This window comes from Candidatus Acidiferrales bacterium, assembly GCA_035515795.1.
Lineage (GTDB): Bacteria > Bacteroidota > Ignavibacteria > Kryptoniales > JAKASW01 > JAKASW01.
In genome coordinates this window covers 131,818-155,506 of sequence record DATJAY010000003.1, presented here as the reverse complement: position 1 = coordinate 155,506, position 23,689 = coordinate 131,818, and the positions used below count along the sequence as shown (strand labels likewise).

The 23,689-nt window shown below is 47.8% G+C and carries 15 protein-coding genes; 11 read left to right on the top strand and 4 right to left on the bottom strand.

Going from position 1 to position 23,689, the window contains the following annotated elements; all coding sequences use genetic code 11:
* The first annotated feature begins 700 nt into the window (after positions 1–700).
* The 4 genes from VLX91_01875 to VLX91_01860 all read left to right on the top strand — a co-directional run bounded on the left by VLX91_01875 (position 701) and on the right by VLX91_01860 (position 11,839).
* The gene (locus VLX91_01875; protein HUI28936.1) at positions 701–4,240 is read left to right on the top strand and encodes a protease pro-enzyme activation domain-containing protein; all 3,540 of its coding nucleotides are present in this window, start codon (positions 701–703) and stop codon (positions 4,238–4,240) included.
* Positions 4,241–5,152: 912 nt separating this feature from the next.
* Positions 5,153–8,635 carry a protease pro-enzyme activation domain-containing protein gene (locus VLX91_01870; GenBank protein ID HUI28935.1) on the top strand — a complete coding sequence of 1,161 codons (3,483 nt, stop codon included), beginning with the start codon at positions 5,153–5,155 and terminating at the stop codon, positions 8,633–8,635.
* A gap of 797 nt (positions 8,636–9,432) precedes the next feature.
* Positions 9,433–9,720: a hypothetical protein gene (locus VLX91_01865; protein ID HUI28934.1), complete on the top strand. Its 288-nt coding sequence runs from the start codon at positions 9,433–9,435 to the stop codon at positions 9,718–9,720.
* A gap of 184 nt (positions 9,721–9,904) precedes the next feature.
* Positions 9,905–11,839: a PAS domain S-box protein gene (locus VLX91_01860; GenBank protein ID HUI28933.1), complete on the top strand. Its 1,935-nt coding sequence runs from the start codon at positions 9,905–9,907 to the stop codon at positions 11,837–11,839.
* Positions 11,840–12,002: 163 nt separating this feature from the next.
* Here the strand turns inward: VLX91_01860 and VLX91_01855 are convergent, their stop codons facing one another.
* Genes VLX91_01855 through VLX91_01840 form a run of 4 tightly spaced genes read right to left on the bottom strand, consistent with a single transcriptional unit; the run spans position 12,003 to position 13,988 of the window.
* Positions 12,003–12,506 carry a crossover junction endodeoxyribonuclease RuvC gene (locus tag VLX91_01855; protein HUI28932.1) on the bottom strand — a complete coding sequence of 168 codons (504 nt, stop codon included), beginning with the start codon at positions 12,504–12,506 and terminating at the stop codon, positions 12,003–12,005.
* Positions 12,493–13,014, bottom strand: coding sequence for a hypothetical protein (locus tag VLX91_01850; GenBank protein HUI28931.1), 522 nt, complete (start codon positions 13,012–13,014; stop codon positions 12,493–12,495). Before VLX91_01850 ends, VLX91_01855 begins: the two co-directional genes overlap by 14 nt.
* Before the next feature lie 4 nt (positions 13,015–13,018).
* Positions 13,019–13,681, bottom strand: coding sequence for a helix-turn-helix domain-containing protein (locus VLX91_01845; GenBank protein ID HUI28930.1), 663 nt, complete (start codon positions 13,679–13,681; stop codon positions 13,019–13,021).
* Between the two features lie 4 nt (positions 13,682–13,685).
* Positions 13,686–13,988: a helix-turn-helix transcriptional regulator gene (locus VLX91_01840; GenBank protein ID HUI28929.1), complete on the bottom strand. Its 303-nt coding sequence runs from the start codon at positions 13,986–13,988 to the stop codon at positions 13,686–13,688.
* Between the two features lie 208 nt (positions 13,989–14,196).
* Here VLX91_01840 and VLX91_01835 point away from each other — a divergent pair, with 208 nt between their 5' ends.
* The 7 genes from VLX91_01835 to VLX91_01805 all read left to right on the top strand — a co-directional run bounded on the left by VLX91_01835 (position 14,197) and on the right by VLX91_01805 (position 23,680).
* Positions 14,197–14,823 (top strand): hypothetical protein, encoded by a 627-nt coding sequence (locus VLX91_01835; protein HUI28928.1) that lies wholly within the window; start codon positions 14,197–14,199, stop codon positions 14,821–14,823.
* A 21-nt stretch (positions 14,824–14,844) separates the two neighbouring features.
* Complete coding sequence (locus VLX91_01830) at positions 14,845–17,898, top strand: type IV secretion system DNA-binding domain-containing protein (protein HUI28927.1); 3,054 nt, start codon at positions 14,845–14,847, stop codon at positions 17,896–17,898.
* Between the two features lie 453 nt (positions 17,899–18,351).
* Positions 18,352–18,906, top strand: coding sequence for a hypothetical protein (locus VLX91_01825; GenBank protein ID HUI28926.1), 555 nt, complete (start codon positions 18,352–18,354; stop codon positions 18,904–18,906).
* A gap of 53 nt (positions 18,907–18,959) precedes the next feature.
* Positions 18,960–20,225 carry a hypothetical protein gene (locus VLX91_01820; protein HUI28925.1) on the top strand — a complete coding sequence of 422 codons (1,266 nt, stop codon included), beginning with the start codon at positions 18,960–18,962 and terminating at the stop codon, positions 20,223–20,225.
* 181 nt (positions 20,226–20,406) lie between these two features.
* Complete coding sequence (locus VLX91_01815) at positions 20,407–20,784, top strand: hypothetical protein (protein HUI28924.1); 378 nt, start codon at positions 20,407–20,409, stop codon at positions 20,782–20,784.
* Between the two features lie 54 nt (positions 20,785–20,838).
* Positions 20,839–22,053: a hypothetical protein gene (locus VLX91_01810; GenBank protein ID HUI28923.1), complete on the top strand. Its 1,215-nt coding sequence runs from the start codon at positions 20,839–20,841 to the stop codon at positions 22,051–22,053.
* Between the two features lie 652 nt (positions 22,054–22,705).
* Complete coding sequence (locus tag VLX91_01805; GenBank protein HUI28922.1) at positions 22,706–23,680, top strand: hypothetical protein; 975 nt, start codon at positions 22,706–22,708, stop codon at positions 23,678–23,680.
* Positions 23,681–23,689 lie beyond the last annotated feature (9 nt).

Here is a 23,689-nt window from a genome sequence, read left to right as displayed (position 1 = left end):
CTCAATGCTCGTACTCCTGCCGTGTGATCAACCATACCAATGACCAATGAGCATAAAAATCCAGAAAGATCTCTCTTCACGGTTGGTAGTTCATCTGGCTCTTGTTGATCTGGTGGAAACCTGCGGTTGTAACTCAAGCGTCACTTGGGAACACAAGTTTAAGAAACAGTTCAAAGAGTCGAATACAATCGTGAAAAGTATAAAGTGTGCAATGCGGTTTGGGCAATCGTTTGCCCACGCAAGTGAGAAATCTTTTTCCCAAAATAATTTCCTGCATCGTAAAACAATATGGAAACCTCATATCAGGGGTGGCATGGAGTTTGTTGAATCTGCACTGTTCTAAAAGTTTTGTCGGCTAAACGTAAACAAGGTGTGGGTTGTGTGCTATCAACACTTGTCCTCAGGGAATTCTTCCAGAGTCATTATAACTATCGTTTACAGTCCCTCCTGGTTTTGTCATTTCAAACAAACCGAACGTCATTCAGACCGCATGAGTAACTTGGGGCAGTGGGAGAGAGGAGTATAAATATGCTGAAATTCATTTAACTACAGGCGGCGTAGCAGCGCCGCCCATAGCAGAAACAGTAAATAAATCGGCTCACGCTGCTGATCCGCCTGAGGCGGATAGGTGTGCCTTTTTATTTGCCTTAAATAATTAATGAACTAATTGTCAAAATTCAAAGCTTCGAAAGGGAAAATAATGAAAAAGATCATATCAAGATTATGGTTGTCGATTACGGCTTTCCTATTGCTCCAGATCGGTTTCTCAATCGACACCATGGGCCAGCAGGTACTGCATGGGCATGTTCCTCGGGATATCGCGAGGTTTGGACTGCATCCGATTGCTCAATTAGATAGCACGAAGCACCTAGAGCTTACTATCGGCCTCCCGCTACGAAACCAGCAGGGTCTCTTCGATCTTCTTCGTGAACTTTACGATCCAACCAGTCAGAACTTTCGTCACTGGTTGAGCCCAGAACAGTTCACGGGCCAGTTTGGTCCAACGCAAGCGGATTACCAGTCTGTCATTGCTTTCGCTCAAAGAAATGGGTTCACTGTGACAAATACATATCCCAATCGCATGTTGCTCGATGTGAGCGCGACGGTTCGTGATATTGAGAAGGCTCTTCATGTGCAGATGCTTGTCTATAAACACCCGATTAAATCACGCAATTTTTATGCACCAGACAGGGACCCTTCATTCGACTTGGCAACCCCGGTGTTGTCTATTGGAGGCCTGAGTGATTACGCATTTATTGCAACACGCACAAAAACGAATTCACCAACCAGCCAAAACCCTTCTCCGTCGACAAATAATGGATCTGGACCAGGCTATGGATACGATTCGAAGGACTTCCGTGCGGCCTATGCACCCGGCGTGTCACTCAAAGGGTCAGGACAAGCGGTCGGATTACTGCAATTCGACGGGTACTATGCCAGCGACGTCTCGACATATGAAAGTAAAACCGGCCTATCTGCGGTCATGTTGGACACTGTGTTGCTCGACGGATTCGACGGCAATGTGATACCCTATTGGACCGGGGAAGAAGAAGTGACTTTAGACATTGAAATGGCTATCGCGATGGCCCCTGCATTGTCCAAAGTAATCGTTTACGAAACATCGCCATATGGAGATGTATTTCAACACTTCGAGCATGTTCTTAACCGGATGGCCACAGATGATGCTGCTATGCAGTTGAGTTGTTCTTGGGGACTCTATCCTGACAGCGTCGTTCAGGTAGCTGATCAAAGCTTCCAGCAAATGGCCGCTCAGGGGCAGTCGTTCTTCAACGCTTCCGGAGACGAGGATGCCATAATCAATTCCACTTGGATAAGCGGAGGAGATACGGTTAAATCCTATTTCACTTTTCCATCTTCAGATCCCTACATCACTCAAGTAGGCGGAACTCATCTGACTTTGAGCGCACCGGGAGGCTCCTATGTGTCGGAAACTGTCTGGAACACCAACACATATCAGTATTACCGTTACGCTTTTGTGGGAAGCAGCGGAGGATCATCTCTTCTGTACTCTATTCCAAGTTGGCAGCAAGGTGTCAATATGTCAAATAATCAGGGATCTACAACGAAACGTAATGTGCCTGATGTCGCTTTAGTTGCAGACAGCGTTTACGAGTACGTTGACGGTGTGGATATCCCAGATCAAGGAGGGACGAGCTGCGCTGCGCCGCTCTGGGCAGGATTCACCGCTCTCGTGAACCAGCAGCTTGCCGCAAACGGCGGCGAGTACGTCGGTTTTATCAATCCTTCCGCTTATTGGATTGGAGCGAACAATGCGTCGCTCGGTGGTTTCCATGATATTGCGACAGGTAATAATGCATGGCCGGGTAGTTCCGGGAAATTCTCCGCGGTGTCCGGGTACGATCTCTGCACAGGCTGGGGAACTCCGTACGGACAAAACTTGATCAACGCCATTACCGCCAGCGTGTGGGCTGGGACCGTCAATATTAGTTCGAATTTTACCGTCCCATCAGGAGTTAGTCTCTTGGTTTTACCAGGCACACATGTGACATTTTCAAATGGTGCGTCACTGATTGTCAATGGCGCCCTGAATGTCGCGGGCACTGCTTCGAGCCCGATAACATTTGACTTCGGCTCGCCGAACTCGTCGACACAGAACGGTATAACAGTGAACGGCTGCTCAAGCTGTTATCCGAATGCTTACATTAGGTATGCTACGATAGAGCACGCTTACCGCGGGGTGTATGGAAACAATACCGTACCGGATATCGAATACTGTACCATCACGGCGAATACGTTCGGGATCTATCTAAACAACGCAAGCACGACTCTCAATATACCTCAGATCGACAACAACTCAATCACGTCAAATTCATCCGACGGGATAATCATGTACAATTCATCGCCGAGGTGGGTGCAGTTCAATACCATCAAGTATAACGGGCGGGATGGCATCAACTGTGTTACCGGTTCGACTCCATATATTTACTGTTGCACCATGTCGAACAATGGGAACCAGGGAATCGATTGCGAATCCAACAGCCCTGCTCACCTTTCCGACCAGTACAACGACCCCGGGCATAATGTTCTGCGAAACAACTCTTCAAACGGAGTCGTGGCAAGTTCCAGCAACGTCTATATGGGATCATCGCCGCCCGGACTGAACAGCGTTACCGGCAACAGTTCACTGTGCGTAGTAGCCGTGTACGGCAGCCACGTGTCGGCGGAGTACAATTATTGGGTCGGACATCCACCAGCTCCCTTATATTATGTTGACGGGACTTCGTCACTGGACGCTTCAAATCCGCTTTCGTCCGATCCGAATTCGGGAAGACAAACTGATCAAGCGAATGCTCCATCTTTGGTAAGCGTCTCTCAGAGAGTTTCACCCTCTGGGACCTTGGCCGCTACTTCGACAACGAATAGCCAGGACCAATCCTTCAATGCAGATGCGACATTCATGGATGCCGGTCTCGCCGATGCATTCAAAAGCTTAGTTTCTGGCAAGTTTGATGATGCAATTGCGCAGTATGCTTCGAAGTTCACGCTTGAGACAGACAGTCAGAAGAGGATATATGAGTTAGAACAACTTGCCGAGTGCTACAGGTCGGCGAACCGGACAGACTTTTCAGGTTTTCTCGTCAAGCAGGTTTACCCGGGGCTCTCAACGAAGGATCCTCTTTACGCGAAAGCACTTGAGCTGGAAAGCCTCTTCCTCATCTCTGCCGGGGAATATGATGCAGCCATTTCCAATTACAGCACGTTGTTGTCCAACTTTTCTAATGACGGAGTTGTCTGCAGAGATGCTTTGTTCAACCTCGGCTATCTCTACCGCGTTGAACTTAACGATAATGCGATGTCGGGAAGATACTGGAGTCAACTCAAGGCAAAGTATCCGACAGATAACCTTACGTGGCACAGTGAGGTGCTAAGCGGAAAGATTCAACCAACGGTTCCGAACACCGATGTGTCTCAAAATGCTAAGGTGACCTCGCCCGTTGAATTTGGATTGTTGAATAACTTTCCCAATCCGTTCAACCCGACCACAAGAATCGAGTACAATTTGCCAAAGGGTGGGTACGTAACGCTAAAAGTGTATGACATCCTTGGCAGAGAAGTCGTTACGCTTGTGAATGAAAACCAGGAGACGGGCATTCACTTTGCGAACTTTGATGGTTTACGACTCGGAAGTGGTGTTTACCTCTATCACTTGATTGCTCCCGGCATCAATCAAGTAAAGAAAATGTCGTTGATGAAATAGCGGAAGCACCGAAACTTCGTTTGAGGTCTGAGCTCTTCCACGCTCAGACCTCCATTCTTTTACAGGATCATTCGCTTATCACCTGCACACGTTGTGACGGCAGTTCGCCTAAAAATATTTTCAGGGAATCTTGAAATTTTGGAAACCTAATATCATATTAAGAACGAGTCGGTTATTTCGGATTTTGTGTACGTCCATGGAACAAGCGAGTTTCTTGGACTGAGTTATCAATTACACTTTGACTAATGCATGCGCAGACTCGACAACGCAGATGAGAGTGATGTGAAGATCGCCGGTCAAGAGTTGCGATCCTTTCTGAAGTCAGCGTCTTGAGAGTAGGGCGTTCATTTCTTCGCACCAGCGTTGGAGAATTCTACGTATGATTGACTGAGTGCCTATGAATTGCAGAACAACTGCATGGCGACAGGCTAGTCGGAGGAAAAAGAATATGGGAGGAGCACGAATAAATATCCGATCTCGCTTTCACAGTCCGCGCAGCGATGAAGCATCCAATCAGGCGATTAATTCAATGGAGGATGCAATGTCTACTGGCCAGATCGATAATCCCAGTTTTTACTACATTTTTCTCTTCGCTTGCTCGTGGCATATATAAATTTCGTCACACTCGACACTCCCTTGCATTCAATCGCGGCCTGTCTCTCTGGCCGAATCGAAGCATTTCCACATGGGAGGTGCCGAAGCTCAAATATCTTCAGACATGGGGAAAGGAGAAGTGGCATGAAAACGTTCATATGACCGAAGGCGGCATCGAGAGCGTCTCTCGTGGCAGAAGGGCAAACAAATCAGCCTATTGTCCCTTGTCCCTCTGTCATGGATATGTGCGCCTTTCTATCCGCCGCAGATAATCATCCAAATGGTTCTATCAACTCAAAAATCTGAAAGGAAATCCAAATGCATAAGGTAACAATAAGATTCTGGTTTCTAATATCCGTGTTTATGCTTTGCCAATTTGGTGTTTTCATCAATGCTGAGGCACAACAGGTAGTCCGCGGCTGTGTGCCTGCGGGAATTTTGAGGCTAGGCCTCAGTCCCATGGAGCGACTGAACCAAACAAAGGTTCTGCACCTTGCAATCATGCTGCCACTACGCAACCAGGATGCGCTCAATACTTTGCTGCGACAACTCTACGATCCGACGAGTCCAAATTACCACCAATATCTGACTCCCGAGCAATTTACTTCCCGATTCGGCCCCACTAGGCAGGATTATCAGGCTGTCATGACGTTCGCGAAAGAAAATGGGCTGACTATAGTCGGTACTCACTCCGACAATATGCTTCTGGATGTAAGCGGGACGGTGACCGCAATTGAAAAAGCATTAAATGTCAAGCTGAACGTTTACCGTCACCCAACCGAGAACCGTACCTTCTTTGCACCGGACGTGGAGCCAACGCTGAACCTTTCGGTGCCAATCTTACACATCAGCGGGTTAGACAACTATTATGCTCCTCGGCCACGAATTAAGAATTTCGGACGCGTCACGAATACACAAAATGCAAGATCAGGTACAGGTTCCGGCATGGGCGGATCTTTCACTGCCACGGACTTGAGAGCGGCGTATCTCCCGAATGTTACCCTCAATGGTCAGGGTCAGACTGTCGGGCTCGTGGAGTTTGACGGGTTCAATTCCAGCGACGTTAACGCGTATGCATACAACGAAGGATTGCCATATCCAAGTCTGTCTACTGTATTGGTGGACGGATTCAATGGAATCCCAATACCATGGGGACCCTTTAAAGATTCGAGTTACATGGCAGAGGTGGCTTTAGATATCGAAATGGTCATGGCCATGGCACCAAACGCCAAGATAACAGTGTACGAAGAATCTCCAGACTCTGACAACAGCACGGCGACAGCTTGGGATGACATGCTGGCCGCCATGGCAAACAACACGGCGATCAAACAGTTCAGCTGCTCATGGGGCGCGCCGTACGAAGGGGTCTACAACAACCAGGGCCAGTTTTTGTACAATCCTTATGACCAGTATCTTCAGAAAATGATTTCTCAGGGACAATCATTCTTTGCGGCTTCCGGAGACGACGATGGCCTCTACCCTGGTCAGATGGTATTTCCGAATGACGATCCCTATCTCACGGATGTCGGGGGTACGTGTCTGACTACTTCAGGCCCCGGTGGCTCATACGTTTCAGAATCCGTTTGGAATTATGGCGAAAAGGGAAGTACCGGCGGGACAAGCAGTGCCTACGCCATCCCGTATTGGCAGGAGGGTGTATCCATGGTCCAAAACGGCGGTTCAAGCAATAGGAGAAACACACCCGATGTTGCGCTCACGGCATCAAATATTTATTTCTACTACTGTCATGACGACACTGGTGGAGGCACAAGCTTCGCCGCTCCTCTCTGGGCTGGTTTTGCCGCTCTGGTCAATCAGCAAGCCGCCGCTAGTGGTGATCCTCCAGTCGGTTTCGTAAATCCGGCCATCTATTCGTTGGGTGAATCGTCGTTCTACTCATCCGTCTTTCACGATGTCACAAGCGGCAACAACAACTTATTTAATGCCGAACCAGGATTTGATCTTTGTACAGGTTGGGGATCGCCTAAGGGGCAGCCAATAATAAACGATCTTATTAATATGACCATCTGGGGCACAAATGGCAACAAAACTATCACTGAAAACTCCACCTACACCATACCAAGCGGAAAAGTTCTAGCAATAATGCCGGGCACAACAGTGCAATTCACCTCCGCTGCCTGGCTCACCGTGAATGGTACGCTCATAGCAGTTGGAGGTACAGACTGGAGCGATCCCATTACGTTCACCTTTCCTGGCGCTGGCGGAATCTACTTCAACGGTTCCGGTGCAAACGGTTCGATCCTGAGCGGTATATATGAAAGCCAAGGGGATGTTGAGATTTATAACTGTTCCAATATCACCGTCGAGAATTCCATGCTCGATACTCCACCAAACTATGGGATATACGCCTACAATGCGAACGGCACGATCCAGGGAAACATAGTAGTGAATGCTTTGTCCAGCTTGAAGTTCTATGCCGCATCGTTTAATTGTTTCCAGAATCAGGTTTACAGGAACAAGAGCCAAGGATCGAGCGCAGGTGTCGTCTGTCAGGGCGGTTCTGGCGGCAACTTCTGGCAGAATGATATCCGTAATTTTCGTTACGGCGTTGAAGCCGTGTCCAGCTCATCACCTTGGCTTTACTGGAACCCGTTTAATCCTCCATATATGAACAACCGCATCACGGGATGCTATTATGGCGTTTACGCTACCGGATCCAGCTGGCCCTCGCTTGGGGGACCGGAGTCGGATGAGGGGTTCAACAGTCTTTATGGAAACACCTGGAATATCTACTTTACTTCGGGGCCTCCCGCTCTTAGCGCATATCAAAACTATTGGGGAGTCTATCCCAATCCCTCCGGAACATTTATGCTCGGATCCGGGTCAAGCGTCATTTATACCAATCCACTTCCGACCGATCCTTGGACGGGAATACCTCTTCCATCCGTCCAGTCGAAGGGAGTAGCCAACGCCTCGACTTCGGAGTCGGTCTCTTCTGCAAATTCCTTAGATCGGACATTGACAGCTACGAACTCCGAGAGTGTCAGTTCATCACCGGTCGATCCACTCCTTCAAGGGGTTGAACTTCGCGCCAATGGCAAGTTCAATGAAGCAAAGGATTTCTTTATGTCGTATCTCGATAGACATCCCGAAAATCAAGCCGCATATGTCGACCTTTACAATTGTGCCAACAGCGAGACCACGCCGGACTTAATTCGTTATTTCAAGTCTCTTTCCAGACAGGCAGGCAATGAGCAAGTAATCCTCCTTTCATACCTATATCTGAAGCAGGGTCAGATAGATTCTGCAAAGGGAGTTAATAGCGATATCATCACGTATAACCCGAACACATCGCTGGCGGCAAGAGCGGAGTTGAACGCCTTTTATATTGCCTTATACAATGAGAATAATCCGAGCAGCGCATCGACAATTCTGAAACAGATTGAGAGTCAGGCAAGTCTGTTGACTCCTTTGGAACTATCGGATGCCCAAACAGCACTCAAGAATTATGTTGACCCGAAAACCGGAACGATGCCGAACTTTCAATCCACAGAAGAGTTAGATCCGGTGGAGTTGCAGGCCAATGAGCTCGGACAGAATTATCCTAACCCGTTCAACCCGACAACTAAGATAGCATATGACCTGTCAAAGGGTGGATACGTTACTCTGAAAGTTTATGATGTTCTCGGCAGAGAGGTAGCTAAACTTGTGAACGAGGACCAGGGAATCGGAATTCATTTTGCGAACTTTGATGGCTCGAGGTTCGCGAGTGGAGTTTACTTCTATCGCCTGACTGCTCCCGGTATCAATCAGGTCAAGAAGATGCTGCTGACGAAGTAATATCATTGCTGTTAATGCAATCTCGTTTGATGCCCGGTCCCGTTTTGGGGATCGGGCATGTTTTTGTCCTGCACAAGCTCTATTTGGTATTTAAGTGATGATGCCATTCTTATGATTTGCGCACAGGCGGGCAACCTCTTGCCCATCGACGTGGGCAGAAGCATGCCCAATCAGTGGAGTGACTGTTCAGATTTCAATATTTTGAGGGCAAAAAGAGTGGCACAGGCGTTGCAATAAACTTGCATTGACTTGAAAGTGAGTGTTAAGAAATGCTTGCGATCATTTGCAACAAGGATTAAGTAAAAAAAGACTTTTTGAAAATATTGACCTAACTTCTTGACACTCGCAATGTGTGTGTGCAAGTTTAAATCGAGTCGGTGTATCAGATTTTGTGCATATGAATAGGTCATGTAAGGAGTGAATTCAAGTTCTTTAGAATGCAACAGGTTCGTGTTTAATTTTCGGATAATCTGCGTTCGCGACACAGGGGATAGCGGTGTACGAAACGTACGGAGTATCTATGATGGAGAAGTTTCAAGGGCGCAGCGGATACATTCTTCGGTCGGTACTTTTCTTGGTCACAGTCATATCTGTTTTATGTGTCCCTATTCTTAAGATGAGGCTTGTGCAGAGGGGAACGGCTCTGGAGATTATCGAAAAGGTCGAACTTCATTCTGCGCAAACCAATCTGGAAGGTTCATCACAATTATTTCCCGATATAATTTCTTTGGACCAGGGTCCGCTTCCGACAGGGGGCAACTCATCCAAACTATAACCCAAAATGAAAGGGAAGAAACATGATCGGAATGGATTTCGTCAGCTTTCTCGTCTTACTCGTGATCAGCGTTATCGTGTCTCTCATTCTGTATTATGCGCTGAAATTGCGTATAAGAACCGGCTTCGCTTCACTCCTCGGTACAATTGTCTGGGGATGGATCGGAGCCTGGCTGGGATCGCCGATATTCGGCTACTGGTTTCCAGGATGGAATTACCATGATGTGTATGTAGTACCTGCAATACTTGGGGCCTTTGCCCTGGTTATCCTCATGGTTGATCTCGTGAAGACGATCAGAACCATCTCCTGACACCGTAACAATAGCCCACATCACAACCCGATGGACGATGGTGTGGGCCTCTGATTTCTGTTATCGCCTAAAGTTTGGGCAGATTATTTTCGATAGGATAGGAGGGGAATTCGACGAAACGCCACACCCTTACAAGTGGAAACACCATTGCTGTCCCTCTATATGACGAGACGTGTTGGCCGATATGAAACGCGTCAGAAGAACCAAATCAGGCCGGAGCAAAATCCACCCACATACCGTCTCCCGCTTGCTCGCAGAGTCTTCGGTAACCGGAGTTTTCCTAGTCCAGCACGGCGTGTTCCGTTATGTTAACGAAACCTTTGCGGAAATGTTTGGCTATGAGGCTTCAGATATCGTTGACAAGCTCGGCCCGTTGGATTTAGCCGCCGGGGATGACGGGACGAGACTCTCAGAAAACATTAATCTGTGTCTCAAAGGGGAAAGTCCTGACTTCAGGCACTCGTTCCACGGAATAACCAGAGACGGAAAACCCGTGTATGCTGAAATCCGTGGTGCTTTCGTCAAGTGCAAGAATCATCCGACCGTCATCGGAACCATCGCCGACAACACTAATCATTTCAAGGACGATGAAGCCTTAAGAGAGACATTGAACAGGTACCGGAGTTTTTTCGATGAAGATATCGCTCCCCATTACGTGACAACGCCGGATGGAGCATTTGTCGATTGCAACAGTGCTTTTGCCAGACTTTTCGCTTTCCCTTCCAGGGAAGAGGTTTTGAAGGCAAACGTGTCGTCGTTATATCCGATACCAGCTAATCGCATGAAATTCATCGAACTCATCAAGGAAAGAAAACAGTTGAAAGAACATAAGACAGAATACGTCCGCCGAGATGGCAAGAGGATGTACGTCAGCGAAAATGCAGTCGGCGAGTTCGATTCCGTGGGTAACCTTAACTATGTCCGCGGATATCTCATAGATGAAACCAGCGAAAGGCAATTGGAGGAGGAGCTTTTCCAATCACAGAGGCTTGAGACGTTGGGAACTCTCGTCGGCGGGATAGCTCACGACTTCAATAATATCTTAAACGTGATTCTATCGCATGTATGGATCATGGAGAGGTGGCGGCAGGACTCAGAAAGGGTTAGGAAAAGCTTCGAGGCGGTTAGAAAAGCGATTGAGCGCGGTGCCAATACGGTGAAACAGCTCCTCACTTTTGCCCGGAAAGTTGACGTCGTGACCGAATCGGTGAGGATAGGAGATGTTGTCAATGAGGTTACTGCCCTTCTTAAGGAAACATTTCCCCAAAAGATCGTTTTTCATGTAGAGATTGAGCAGGATATTCCTTTGATCCATGCTGACCCAAATCAACTTAATCAGGTTCTCCTCAACCTCTGCGTGAATGCGCGTGACGCAATGCTCAACGGAGGGACTATAAGCATTGTTACGAAGAAGATCGGTCGCGAAATGCTGAACGAACGCTTCCGGGAAAATGAAACTGACCGGTACCTCCTTCTCCAGATAAAGGACACCGGCACGGGTATGGATAAAGAAACACTCAAGCACATTTTTGAGCCCTTCTTCACGACAAAGAAGGGCGGACAGGGGACAGGACTGGGGTTGTCAGTTGTGTACGGAATCATGAAGGTTCACAATGGTCTTATCGATGTTGAAAGCATGGTCGGCAAAGGTACCACATTTTCTCTTTATTTCCCGATCCCTCCTCAAACAATAGAAGTGTTTCGTCATGAAGAAAAGAAGGGGATGGAATTCCTCAAAGGTCATGGCGAGTTGATACTCGCGATTGAGGATGAAGAACCGCTCAGAGATTTCTTCAAGACATTTCTTGAAGACAACGGGTACAAAGTGCTCCTTGCAGCCGATGGTTTGAATGGCCTCTTGACTTACAAGGTGCACATGAATGAAGTGAACCTGGTCATTCTCGATATGGGGTTGCCCGAAATGGGAGGCACTGAAGTTCTCTCCGAACTCAAGAGATTAAATCCTGAAGTGAAGGTTATGTTGGCGAGCGGCTACCTTGAGCCAGAGGTGAAAGCTGATGCGTTAGAGAAAGGGGCCACAGATTTCTTGCCGAAACCATATGAGACCGACGAACTGCTGATGAAAATTTATCGCACGCTGGGAAGGTTAGGCGTATAAGACATCTCAACGTTGGGGCATCGGGATCAGATCAAGAAATTGTTATCGCTAATCAAACATGGTTAAGTTTTTTCGGGTCATTCTCCGTTGATCGGGAGGTCCGGAAGATGCAGTTCTTTTAAAGGGGATTTAAGAACCCGTTGTACGGCTTGAAAGCATTCGCTTAAAACATCTCGTGTTTATCATTGGAAGCCAACCCCAGCGCCACTGCATCAAACATGTTGTAGTAGAACTTCTCCTTCCACCTCCGGTCTGACGAGAGATATGGCGACAATTCTGGATAAAGGCTAACAACGGCCTTTCCCACGTCCTGCTTGGTAGCTTTGCCGTTCTTGCATACGATCTTTCGGACGGTATTTGCTGCCATAACTTCTACACTCAATCCTCTCCTCTTGCCTATCCAGACTATTTCACGTGCGAACGTGTTGAGAAGAGTCCCGTTGCTGCTTTTTGCGAAAAACGTCTTCTCTACAGCGAGTATTGACGGACTGAAGTCATCGATCAGTAATCCAATAACTTTCCGTCCCTCTTTGAGCGCTTCACGCGTCGGCTTTCGCCGAGAGAGCGTTTTCACTCCATAGTACACAAGCTTCGGGCCGACAAGAACTGCCACGCCGATATAATGCGTACCGGGATCGATTGCCAGGATCCTTTTATTGTTTCTCATGATTTGTCAAGATTATTTTCCGACCTTTTTCCTTTTCCAAATCGCTCAGGCATTTCATTCCCAAAGCGACCGCCTCAAACATGCGAATGGAATATGGGCTATGGCTTCGTCCCCCAATCTCAAGTTCCGAGCAGAGGACAGGATATCTTGCGACCACCTCCTCCACAAGACGTGCCTTGTTCAACATCCCTAGAGATAGAAAGGACGACTCGACCTCCTTTATCGAGAAATCACGGACAACAAGACCTCTCTTTGCGGCCCACCTTTTCACTTCTGTTGTAAGTTCGCGAAGATTTCTTGAACTTCTTGCCGGATGAAGTTTTTTCATCGCTAGAACCTTCACGCCATACGTTTCCGCCAAGTCGTCGAGCGTCGCTGTCATAATGCCGTATATCTCGTCGGCCGTTCTGTGCCGTATTGATTTCACTCTCCAGTCGTCGAGATCCGATCCCCGGAACACCGCGATTCCGGTGTGCCTCCATCCGGGGTTAACCGAGATGATCCTCATTGGTTCACTCTGCATAGATGTTCAAAAGGTACCTGAATAATGCCGCCCGACTCTTTCTGATCCTTGATTCCGGCGTCATCCTGGTCTCCGACAAGATGCGCCTCAGGAATGGTTCGGGGTATTTCTTCGCGTATGAAAGGTAGATCGAGAGATGGTCTCGGTCGTCAAGGGCTTCGGATAGATCATGGGCCAATAATTTTTCCTTAATCTCGCGGTCGCTGCCTTCGGGAGGTTTGACCTCAGTCGTATCCGAGGGATAAGATTTTTTGACACCAACAACGTTATTGTTCTTATTTCTTGTTCCCTTATTGTTGTTTGTGTCTTCTCGTGATACATCCGGAGTGCCTTTACGGGACACCTTCGTTTCTTTAAAGAACATAGTGACCGGCAGAAGGTGGTACACCTTCCTTTCCCCGGGGGTCTTCCACACACTTATCAACTTATTTTCCACAAGCCTCTTAACTGCCCTGGATACTGATTCCCTCGAACAGCCGATCCTTTCCGCGACGTATTTTTGGGACGGATAACAGTCCTGGTTTTCGTCCACCATGCTTGCAAGAAAGTGGTACACCCCGACGGTCAGAAGGCCCAGTTTCCTGGCATATTCCTGGATGACCGCCTTATCCGCCCAATACCACTCGCCGGGGCGTATGACCCTTCGTTCCATGGCTTTAATCCAAAGCCGCCTTCTTGGAAGGCCCCTTCCGACCGAAAAGATCATCTTCCCGTTTCTTCAGTTCTTCCTTAAGCGAATGGTATAGATCGGGGAAGATTGCGTCGACCAGCACTCTATATATGATCGCGAGGCGGAACAGGTTCTTGACGCTCGGGAAGCACGCCCCTTTCTCCCAGCGCGATATGCGGCTCGGGCTCTTGAGGTTGAGCAACATCGCGACCTCTTTCTGCTTGAACCCTCTCACCCTCCGGTATTTCCTGAGAAGGCTCGGTATCCTCCGACGATTTTTGTTCTCCATACTTTTAGGATATCAACCGAGCGCATTCACAAATAAGGATGGCGAAAATGCCGGATTGGGCAAATAGTGATATTCGAGGATTTAACTAGCGTTGTCTAAGTTTTAATTTTTGGTCTAATTGGCTAAATTCTTGTCGGAGAGCGTGGATAGTCGTGAAAAGTTAAACAGACTTCAATGAAGTTTATTAACCGTAGCGAAGGAGGTAGTCATGTATCAGAATTATTCTTATGGGACTCATCAAGACACCGGACCGAGCACTCTTACCTTTGTACTCCTTACGGCCGCTTTCGGACTGCTACTAATTATCCTTATCGGGATAGCGGCGAGCATCCAGAAAAAGCGAGCAAAGGTAGTTGCGTTCTCGCACTGGCATCACTCATTTGAGGGGTTCCAGATTTCTGTTCAGGAGTTTTACAATGCGGTGACGGAACTTGTGAAGGCTAAGAACATACCCAATCTGCGCATTTCCCGTGTCGAACAACATGAGACCGCGTTTTATTCGGCCAAACGCGAGTACCTGAGAATTCAGAGGTTCGAGCTTTTGTTCGACATCTGCGCTGCTCCATTTGGGCCCGGATTCTTCACCTCGTGGTGGCTCGGAGAGAGACCGACTGGAGGTCAGATTTTCCTCTCGATGATCCCTTTCATGGGAGGCCGGCTGATGAAGCACCTTATGCCCGATACTTATTTCAGGAAGGATACCGCTATCATGTTCCAGGATAGTATCGGCAGCGCAGTACAGGAGGCTCTTGAACAACAGACGAGCGCGAAAGGGATACGGGCGCTCTCAGAAGCGGAGCGCAAGCCGATAATAAACGAGAAGCTTTTCCAGTAACACTAATTTTTCGAGGCCGCGGTGTTTACTCTTGCCGAGCGATTGACGGAGAATTTCTACCTCTGGGAATACAGGGGAAGAGGTTGGGATATTTATGACTTTCCCGTCGGCCTTGAACCACCATACGTACCGTTCAACCGGGCAACCTTTTTCTACCGTCAACCGGTGATCGATGACGGAAGGAAGCCTACTCTTATAAGCTCGCTCGTGGAAAAGGTCGGGAATCTGTTCAAGGGACATGAAGAGAACGAACCGTCTTTCGATTCAAGCATCGATGATTATGCGGCGGAGCCGAGCCCTTTCGAGGATGGCTCAGAACTTGTCGAGCTTGAAATCACGCTCCCGAGGGAGAGCGACATTTCCTTCCTGGGCGTTGAGCAGCTCCTTCTCAACCTTTCTTACACGCAGTTTCCGTTGAGCTTCGAGATCATCGGGACGCATGAAGCTATAACGGTGCAATTCGTCAGCCGCGCCTCCGATGCGGACCAGGTTTCGCATCATCTCAAAGCATACTTTCCCGGAGTTGTGATAGACCCCGTCCGGATGGACCCCTCTGGCGAAAGCAAAATCGCGTCCGGATTGGGAAACAACGACCGCAGCTCCGCAATCGTGGATTTCGGATTGTCGGATGAATTCATGAGGCCGATCAAAGCATTCAAGAACTTCAACATCGATCCCCTGACTGGCATATATGCGACTCTGGAGAGCCTCTCCAAAGGTGAAACAGGCATCTTCCAGGTTCTCTTTCAGTCAGTCCACAATCCATGGGCGGAGAGCATCATGAGGTCGGTGACCGATTTTGACGGGACTTCATTCTTTGTTGATTCGCCCGAGATGGTGAAGTTAGCCCATGAGAAAATAAGCAAGCCGCTTTACGCTGTTGGATTCAGGGTCCTGGGGAGTGCCGGCTCCGAGAGCCGGGCTTATGAGATAGCGAGGTCGCTTGCGGCAACATTCAGAACATTCTCGAGACCGGAAAGCAACGAATTCATACCGTTGAACAACGAGGGTTATGACGACGAGGAACATTTGAGAGATATCGTCTGGCGCCTCACGAGGCGTAGCGGCATGATACTGAACAGCGAAGAGTTGTGCGGGTTTGTGCATCCGCCGTCGTCAGATGTAATCTCCGAGAAACTTTCGAGAGTGACGACAGGAACAAGGCAGGCTCCTGTTGACGTCGTCGGTCACAACCTCATTATCGGTGAGAATGTTCACCATGGCATTAGGAGAGTTGTTTCCATAAGTCCCGAGCAAAGAACGAAACACATGCATGTCGTCGGTGCCACCGGGACGGGAAAGTCGACACTCCTCCTCAACCTGATTGTGCAGGACATGAAAAACGGTGACGGACTTGCGCTTCTTGACCCGCACGGCGATCTGGCCGAAGGCGTGCTCTGCCGCGTGCCGGAAGAAAGATTCGAAGACGTGATCATCATCGACCCCTCCGACAGCGAGTACCCTGCGGGCTTCAATATACTCTCAGCCACTTCGGAGATAGAAAAGACCGTTCTCTCTTCCGACCTTGTCGCAATCTTCAAAAGGTTTGCCACCAGCTGGGGAGATCAGATGACCACAGTGCTCGGGAATGCCGCAACAGTATTTGCGGAGAGCAGTGTAGGTGGGACATTGATGGATTTACGGAAATTCCTGGTCGAGAAAGAGTTTCGTGATAGGTTCTTGGAGACGGTCACGGACCGTGATCTACGATATTTCTGGAATAAAGAATTTCCGCTGCTTCATGGGAGACCGGAAGCATCAATCCTAACGAGGCTCGATATTTTCCTGAGACCGCAGATCTTGAGAAACATAGTCAATCAGAAGGAGGGGCTTGATTTTAATGAGATCGTGAACCAGAAGAAGATCCTTCTTGTGAAGTTGTCCCAGGGTCTCATCGGTGAGGAGAACTCATACCTCTTAGGGGCGCTGGTCGTTTCAAAGATACATCAAGCCATTATGGCACGACAGGCGCTAAGCGATGGATCAAGAGATAATTTCTACTTCTATATAGATGAATTTCAGAATTTCATCACCCCTTCTTTGGCAACGGTTCTCACGGGTGCACGCAAGTATCACCTCGGATTAACTCTTTCCCATCAAAATCTCAGACAGTTATACGAACGGGATAGAGGAGTGGCAGATTCTGTAATTTCCAACGCCGGCACGAGAATATGTTTCCGGCTCGGAGACGCGGATGCCGAGAAATTATCAGAGGGATTTTCACACTTCGATCCGCGCGATCTCCAGGAGCTCAGCGTCGGTGAAGGCATTGTGCGAGTGGACAGATCGGACCATGACTTCAACATCAAGACGTACCCAGAAGAGAAGATCGATGCCGCCGTAGAGAAGAAGACAGCGGAAGAAGTATTAGAGCGGTCAAGAAAGAAATATTCCCGGCCATCTGACGCTGAGAAGGTTATTTTGTCGGTTAAGGAAGAAGCCCCTCAAACGAAAGTCAATGAGCCAGAAGAAGCGCTGACCAACGCGAGCGGACGTGAAGCAGTCAGGCAGGAAGCAAAACGCAAAGTCCCACCGCCGTCTCTGGAAAGAAGCTCTGAAGAAAAATCAGTCTCGCAGCACAGGTATTTGCAGAACCTGATAAAACTGACGGCAGAGGACTGGGGGTACAGTGCGACCATTGAAGAGCCGACGCCGGACGGTAAGGGACGAGTCGATGTCGGGCTGGAAAGAGAGGGAAAGAAAATAGCCTTTGAAGTCTGTGTTACCACTGATGAAGTTCACGAACTTAAGAACATCAAGAAATGTCTTGCTGCAGGATATGACAAGGTGGTGGTCGTGGCCCATCATGAAAGGAATCTTGAAAAAATAACCACAATCTCTACAAACGGGCTTGAACCTAATGAACTAGGCAAGGTCACGGTGATCCAAACAGATGGGCTGGCCAGTTTTTTTGAACGAGAAGGTCGGGGAGAAATCCATCAAGAACAAATAATACATGCGCGCAGAGTCAAAGTGGACAGCCCCGTTGGTGGGGCTGTAGATAGTGAAAAGAAACGGCGGGCGATTGCTGAAGTGATATTGCGGTCGATTCGGCGACTCAAGGGGGATAAATGAATTTCATTAGGGGCACTTGATATCGGAAACTGTCCTTTTATGTGTCATGCATCCCACCATGATCGCTTCTCTTATATTCCACATCTCCAAGAGTACGCCGAGGAATTGGCGTTATTAGACTGCAGGCTTGCAATGGGAATGTCCTTGCCCACGGTGATGGGCAACTCGTTTCCCAACAGAATAATCGTCATAGCATAGTGAGTTGTTTTCGGAGTTCTTGGATAGGTACGCTTCTTGCACTTAATTCTGAGTGGAGCGGTGTCCAAAGGCTTTCCTTATGACTGATTCAAGGTTGGGACGATCTTAGGAATTGCTCTCGCTCGCGGTCAGGAGAAAAATCCTGATCTAAATGATGGACAGTCTAAAGGGGAAGCAGTATGAAATCGCGTTGTCAGCTGTGAGTATCGCCAACTGCAGTTAACAAATGGTTTGACTTTAGGGAGGAGACTTTCAATGTCATTATTATCATACTTTGATCTAAGCAAACGTACGCACCCTCATCTAACCAAAGAACCTGTCGGAGAAGACCCCACAATACCGATATCCGAGTTTTCTGCAATTGATTCAAACAAAATAATCTCGGAAAAGAATTTGGCACACGGACATCCTAAAGAACAGATGAAGGTGGAGGCAGACTTGGGGATGCATTCCCACCACTATCAAAAATATGAAACACATCCCAAACAATCTGGAGATAAATCGGTTCAACCAAAGGGGTCTAAGGTGGATCTTGGACAACAAATTATCATCTATATAGGTCTCGTTGTCGGAGTTCTATTTAGCTCAGCTGCTATGCAGCTGAAATCCGGCATAGCCGTTAACGTGAATATCACTCTGTCGAGCCTCGTATTATCCTTAATAATAGCCCTGGTTTTGTTGCCGGTTGTGTATGAAAAACTCGAAGTTAGCTCGGAGTCTCACATTCTTGTGAGGATTGGCTTCGCGGTACAGCACGGTGTTTTTTGGCAGGTATTGTTCGGTTCAATAGGAAAGCTTTTCGGCGGATGATGAACTCCGCACGGGAGCACGGTTAGAACGTAGAAGTAAGTTCAGGAGGTTCCATGCTCAAAATGTTGGGAGAAGAAAATATTAAGTCAATCGCGTACACCGGAGAGGTTAACATAACTATTTCCCCGGTCGACCCATCAAGAAGCACAATAAGACCAAGAAACAAGCGGATTTGCCCAAAATCTCTTATCGCCGGCTACTGTCTATTGATTTTCATTTGTCTTCCAATGAATAGCGGGAGAGGACAGGCTCCGCAAGATTCTATTCCATCGGTCACAGACTGCACTTCTGATTGGAGTGGATATTCTGATTCCATAAAAACAGGGGCTAATCTTATCTTGAAAATTAACGCCCTGGCCAGCTTGTTAAGTGAGGCTAAGTCTCCCAACCAGAAACTAGTCCTTTTTTTGAACGACATGCCTCTCAAGGGTCTGTATCCGTCGTCTATCAACAAGCTGAATGGCCAATTATCCTTTCATCTCATTCATACGGATCAAGCAAAGTCAACTTGGAATCTGTTGCAGCGGATCGAATCCCCATCGCGCGATGTCGCTATTAGCGTCGGGTGGGAAGATGGATATCCGATTCGGTCCACCGTACATAAAATGCTCATAGTTTACAACGTCTTCGCACTAATCTGTTCTTTTGTTTTGTTGGCCTTGATGGTAGTTCTTCTTCTCATACTTGCATCACGAACTGACATCCTGCGAGATGCGGGTCCTACTCCACCTGACGGGAAACGAAAGACATTCAGTCTAGCTCGGTTTCAGATGGCGTGGTGGTTCATACTAGTATTCATTTCAATGACTATTATTGGCGTCGTGGTGGGTGAACTTCCAGCATTCCCGATGTCGGTACTTGGAATACTCGGGATAGCTGGAGGCACTGCCCTCGGTTCTGTAGCGATCGATCTTGAAAAGCCCGACGACAGCGCGCCCACTCAATATTCATCTTTGGCAACTCAACTCGATGTGCTAAGAGCAAAGATTGTTGAGCTCAAAGCCGAAAACCCGAGCGACCCAGCTATACCAGCGCGTGAATCGGAAGTAACCACCCTGACGAAGAGAATGAGAGATTTGGAGCCAAGCGTTTTCAGCTGCGGATTCTTGAACGATATACTCTCCGACAATCAAGGAATAAACTTTCACCGATTTCAAGTTTTCGCATGGACACTTTTCTTTGGAACTTTTTTCCTTGTTTCTGCTTTCTCTGCCCTCACGTTAAAAGATTTAGATTCCAGCTGGTTAGCGTTGATGGGCATTAGTTCGGGAACATATCTGGGACTGAAGATTCCAGCTCAGCGCGTACCTAATCCTTGAGTTGCTCTTTGAACGATACACACTTTCCCGAATTTGCACGCTCGACAGATGGAAACCATCTCTGCATGAGCTGTTCGAGAAACGCATGACATGAATTTAGTCGGACGCAGGTACAGAAGGTGGAACACAGAACGGTATCTGAGTAAACTATTCAATTCAAACAACCAAAAGGAGAATCAACATGGCTAACACGGCAAAAATTGATCCGAAAGGCGGCACTGTAACATGGACGTTTTCTGTCACTCACTTGAAACTAGGGATTTACAACGGACTTGTTTATGATTCCTCTGGCGTAGTTCTCGAGCCGTGGAATGATCAAAGAACTGACGATAGCATACCAGATCGATTTGTCATGAAAACGAATCCCACTAAGTTGATAGGCGGTTCCTTATGGTGGGACTCATTTATTTCTGATCCAAGTGATTCCGGTGGGCCGTTCGTTTGCACCGTTTCAGTGGAGCAAGGTGGAAATGTTCTATGTCAGGATGCAGCTCCTGGAGTAGTACCTCCGGGGAGCGGTCAAATAGTCCATAAGGGTGACCAAATAACTTTTGAGTAAATGAGGCCCATTATACGAGTTGAGTTCCTAACAAAAAATTCAGTGAGGTTTCATATGAAGAAAAGACATAGTCCACGTATCAGTACCCTTCTGGCAGGACTCGTTATTATGTTTTGTTGGCTTGATGCTTCTTCTCAGACGGTTGAGACAGCTGATAGCGTTGCAAGGTTCCAGGCTATCCCGAACGACGTTGCCTTTGATCTGCTTGGCCTCCCCGGGAATAATATCCAGCAACCAGGCACGATCTCGGCATTTTTGGCCAGCGTGCAACCCGCCGTGAACTTGAAGGGAGAATTATCTCCGGGGATCGCAATCACATTTGCTCCTTACCAATTGCTTATGGGGTCCAAACTTCAGTTATACGACTACTATAATAGCCAGCTTGTTAGGATCCTCTCAAACACACAGGTGTCTCTTGGAACGGCACCTTCTAAAAATGCGGATTCAAGCCAAGATTGGGCCATTGGAACCAGAATAGTAATCCTGAATTCAGGTGACGGAAGACTTGATTCAAATAAGATAAAATTGCTGGCAAAAGCATCGATCGAGGCCCTTGATGCACTTCCCAAACCTCACGAAGGCCAGAAAGTGACTCCTCAAATACAAAAAATCTACGAGGAGGTTCAAGATTTGGTCCAAAACGTAAACAATTACATTGCGACTGGCGTGTCCGTGACTTCCAACGACTCTCTGAGCAGGATGCTTGATAAGCTGAGAAACTACGCAGACACATTAGAAGCGATAGACCCATCATACCACGCTGAGGCTGAAGCGCTTAGGAATCAAGCTGAACATTTCGTATTCAATTCCGCCATCCTAGAGCTTAGAAAAATCAAACCAAATCCCGGCTGGAACGCGACAACGTTAGACGTAGATGCAGGTGCGGTTTACAGGGCTAATAATGCAATTATAAGGCAAAGCGCACTCTCTCGATTTAGGGTTTGGATAAATGGCGGTATCGGCCTAGGAGACTCCCAACTGCTGGGACAACTCGGATATTATCGCCAATATGCTTTGTCTGGGCAAGCCGATTCCACATATCTCTCATATGCTATTATGTATCGTTACGGAAACCAGGATTTTCGGCTGGGCATTGGTGGAAACGGAATTGGGACTGAAAAGGGATCCATAAGCATCGTTGCTGAGATTCGCATGAGTCCTTTATTTTGGATTATTGCTTCCCTGAATCGGGACCTCAACAAGGGAATGACGTCTGTATGGTCACCGGGAATTAGTCTCAAGACAAGCGGCGGCCTTCTAGGGATCTAGACCTAGCAGCCGACCCGAGTGGAGATCTTTTTTACAAAAAGACAGATAAAGAAAGGAGCGCCTTATGTGGTGGTTGGTTGGCATTGTTCTCATGATCACAGCTTCTTATTTGGCGGCCCCGGTTCAATCCGGAGAGATTCGGGGTTGGATAGGTGTTGCTGCGGCCGTCTTGTTCCTATTTGGGTCCGAGCAGTTCCTGATAACAAGGGCAACTAGGTCGCGAAAAGAGAAAGATGAGCACCCGCTAAAGTCCCTTGACTTGGTCATGACAGGTAAAGACAATTGTCACAGTCTCTTCAGACTCCAAATTTATATTTGGACTCTTTGGACAGTGATTGCATTTGTTCAAGCTGCATTTGCCAGCGCTATTTTGCCAGCATTTCATCAAAATGTAGCAATTCTACTGGGCATTAACGGATTCACAGCCATGCTCTCAGCCGCTGTTATAGACACTTCGAAATTGCATGACAAATCATCTATTCCTCCAAGTTTTTTCAAGGACATTTTCCCTGACAACAAGGGTAGGCTAGATATGGCGCGTACCCAAATGTTCGTATGGTCAATCGTTAAGCCAAAACATCCGATCCACACAAGATCTTATGTACCTAAGTACCCAGAAAAGTTAACTCAAATCAAACCGGTACTTTGTAACATGAAGACCCTTGCCTTCTCACTTTTGACAGTCATCATGATCTCATTGGGGCCACTATCGTGTCCAACATTCGGGCAAATTGAAAAAATCTTTGAATTACAGCAAGGCGTTGTTGTCGATCTAGGACGAGGACTCATGTTTGTCATGAATCCAAAGGGCGGCATCGATGCAATTGACATCGGCAAAGGAACGCTTGTGTGGCACAGCAACGAAGCTGCCAAGCCCTTGATTCTTCAAGGCGACTTGCTGATCTGTCAAGGTGAACCTGCAGCCCAGACAAATGTCCTGGATATTGTCATTCTTCAAACACAGCAAAATGGAGGGCGAAAATCAGCCTTCGCAATCAATCTGCCACAGAGTGTTCAGGTTTCGATAGACGAGAGACTCACTGATACGTTTATCGTCGGCGCTCATCTTTTCGGCGACAAAGTTGTCATATCGTGGGAATATAAGCCGCGCCCGGAATGGGCTCGTGGTGTACGCGATACATCTGTATCGAATATGCCTTCCCGGCGCAATTCTGTAATTCGAGGCACATTCAGACTTGATCCTTCCACAGGCGCGACATCTCATCTCCCCACTGAAAGAATTTCTCCCTCTGTCGGCGGTCAAATTCTGAAAACTTCAGAACGATTAACCGAAGTGGTCGGCCCGCAATACTTTTCAGCAAATGCAAATCATATCTTGGGAACAAAGAAGATTGCAAACAGCTCTGAATGGAATAAGTATCGCTGGACAATTTATTCCCGCACGGACGGCAAAAAGATCGGAGAAGTTGGGATGCACGTGTCCTGGGCACCATTTTTCGCTTTGGATTCGACAATTATTTGCCGCACACCACCATATTCTCGATTAATCAATGGAAAGCTCGTCAGTCAAGAGGCGCGTGTACGTGCGATAAATCTCAGAACCGGAAATGAGATCTGGAGTTGGCCCATTCGTGATACGAAATTTCGCGGACCATTTCCGAACTGAGAGACGATC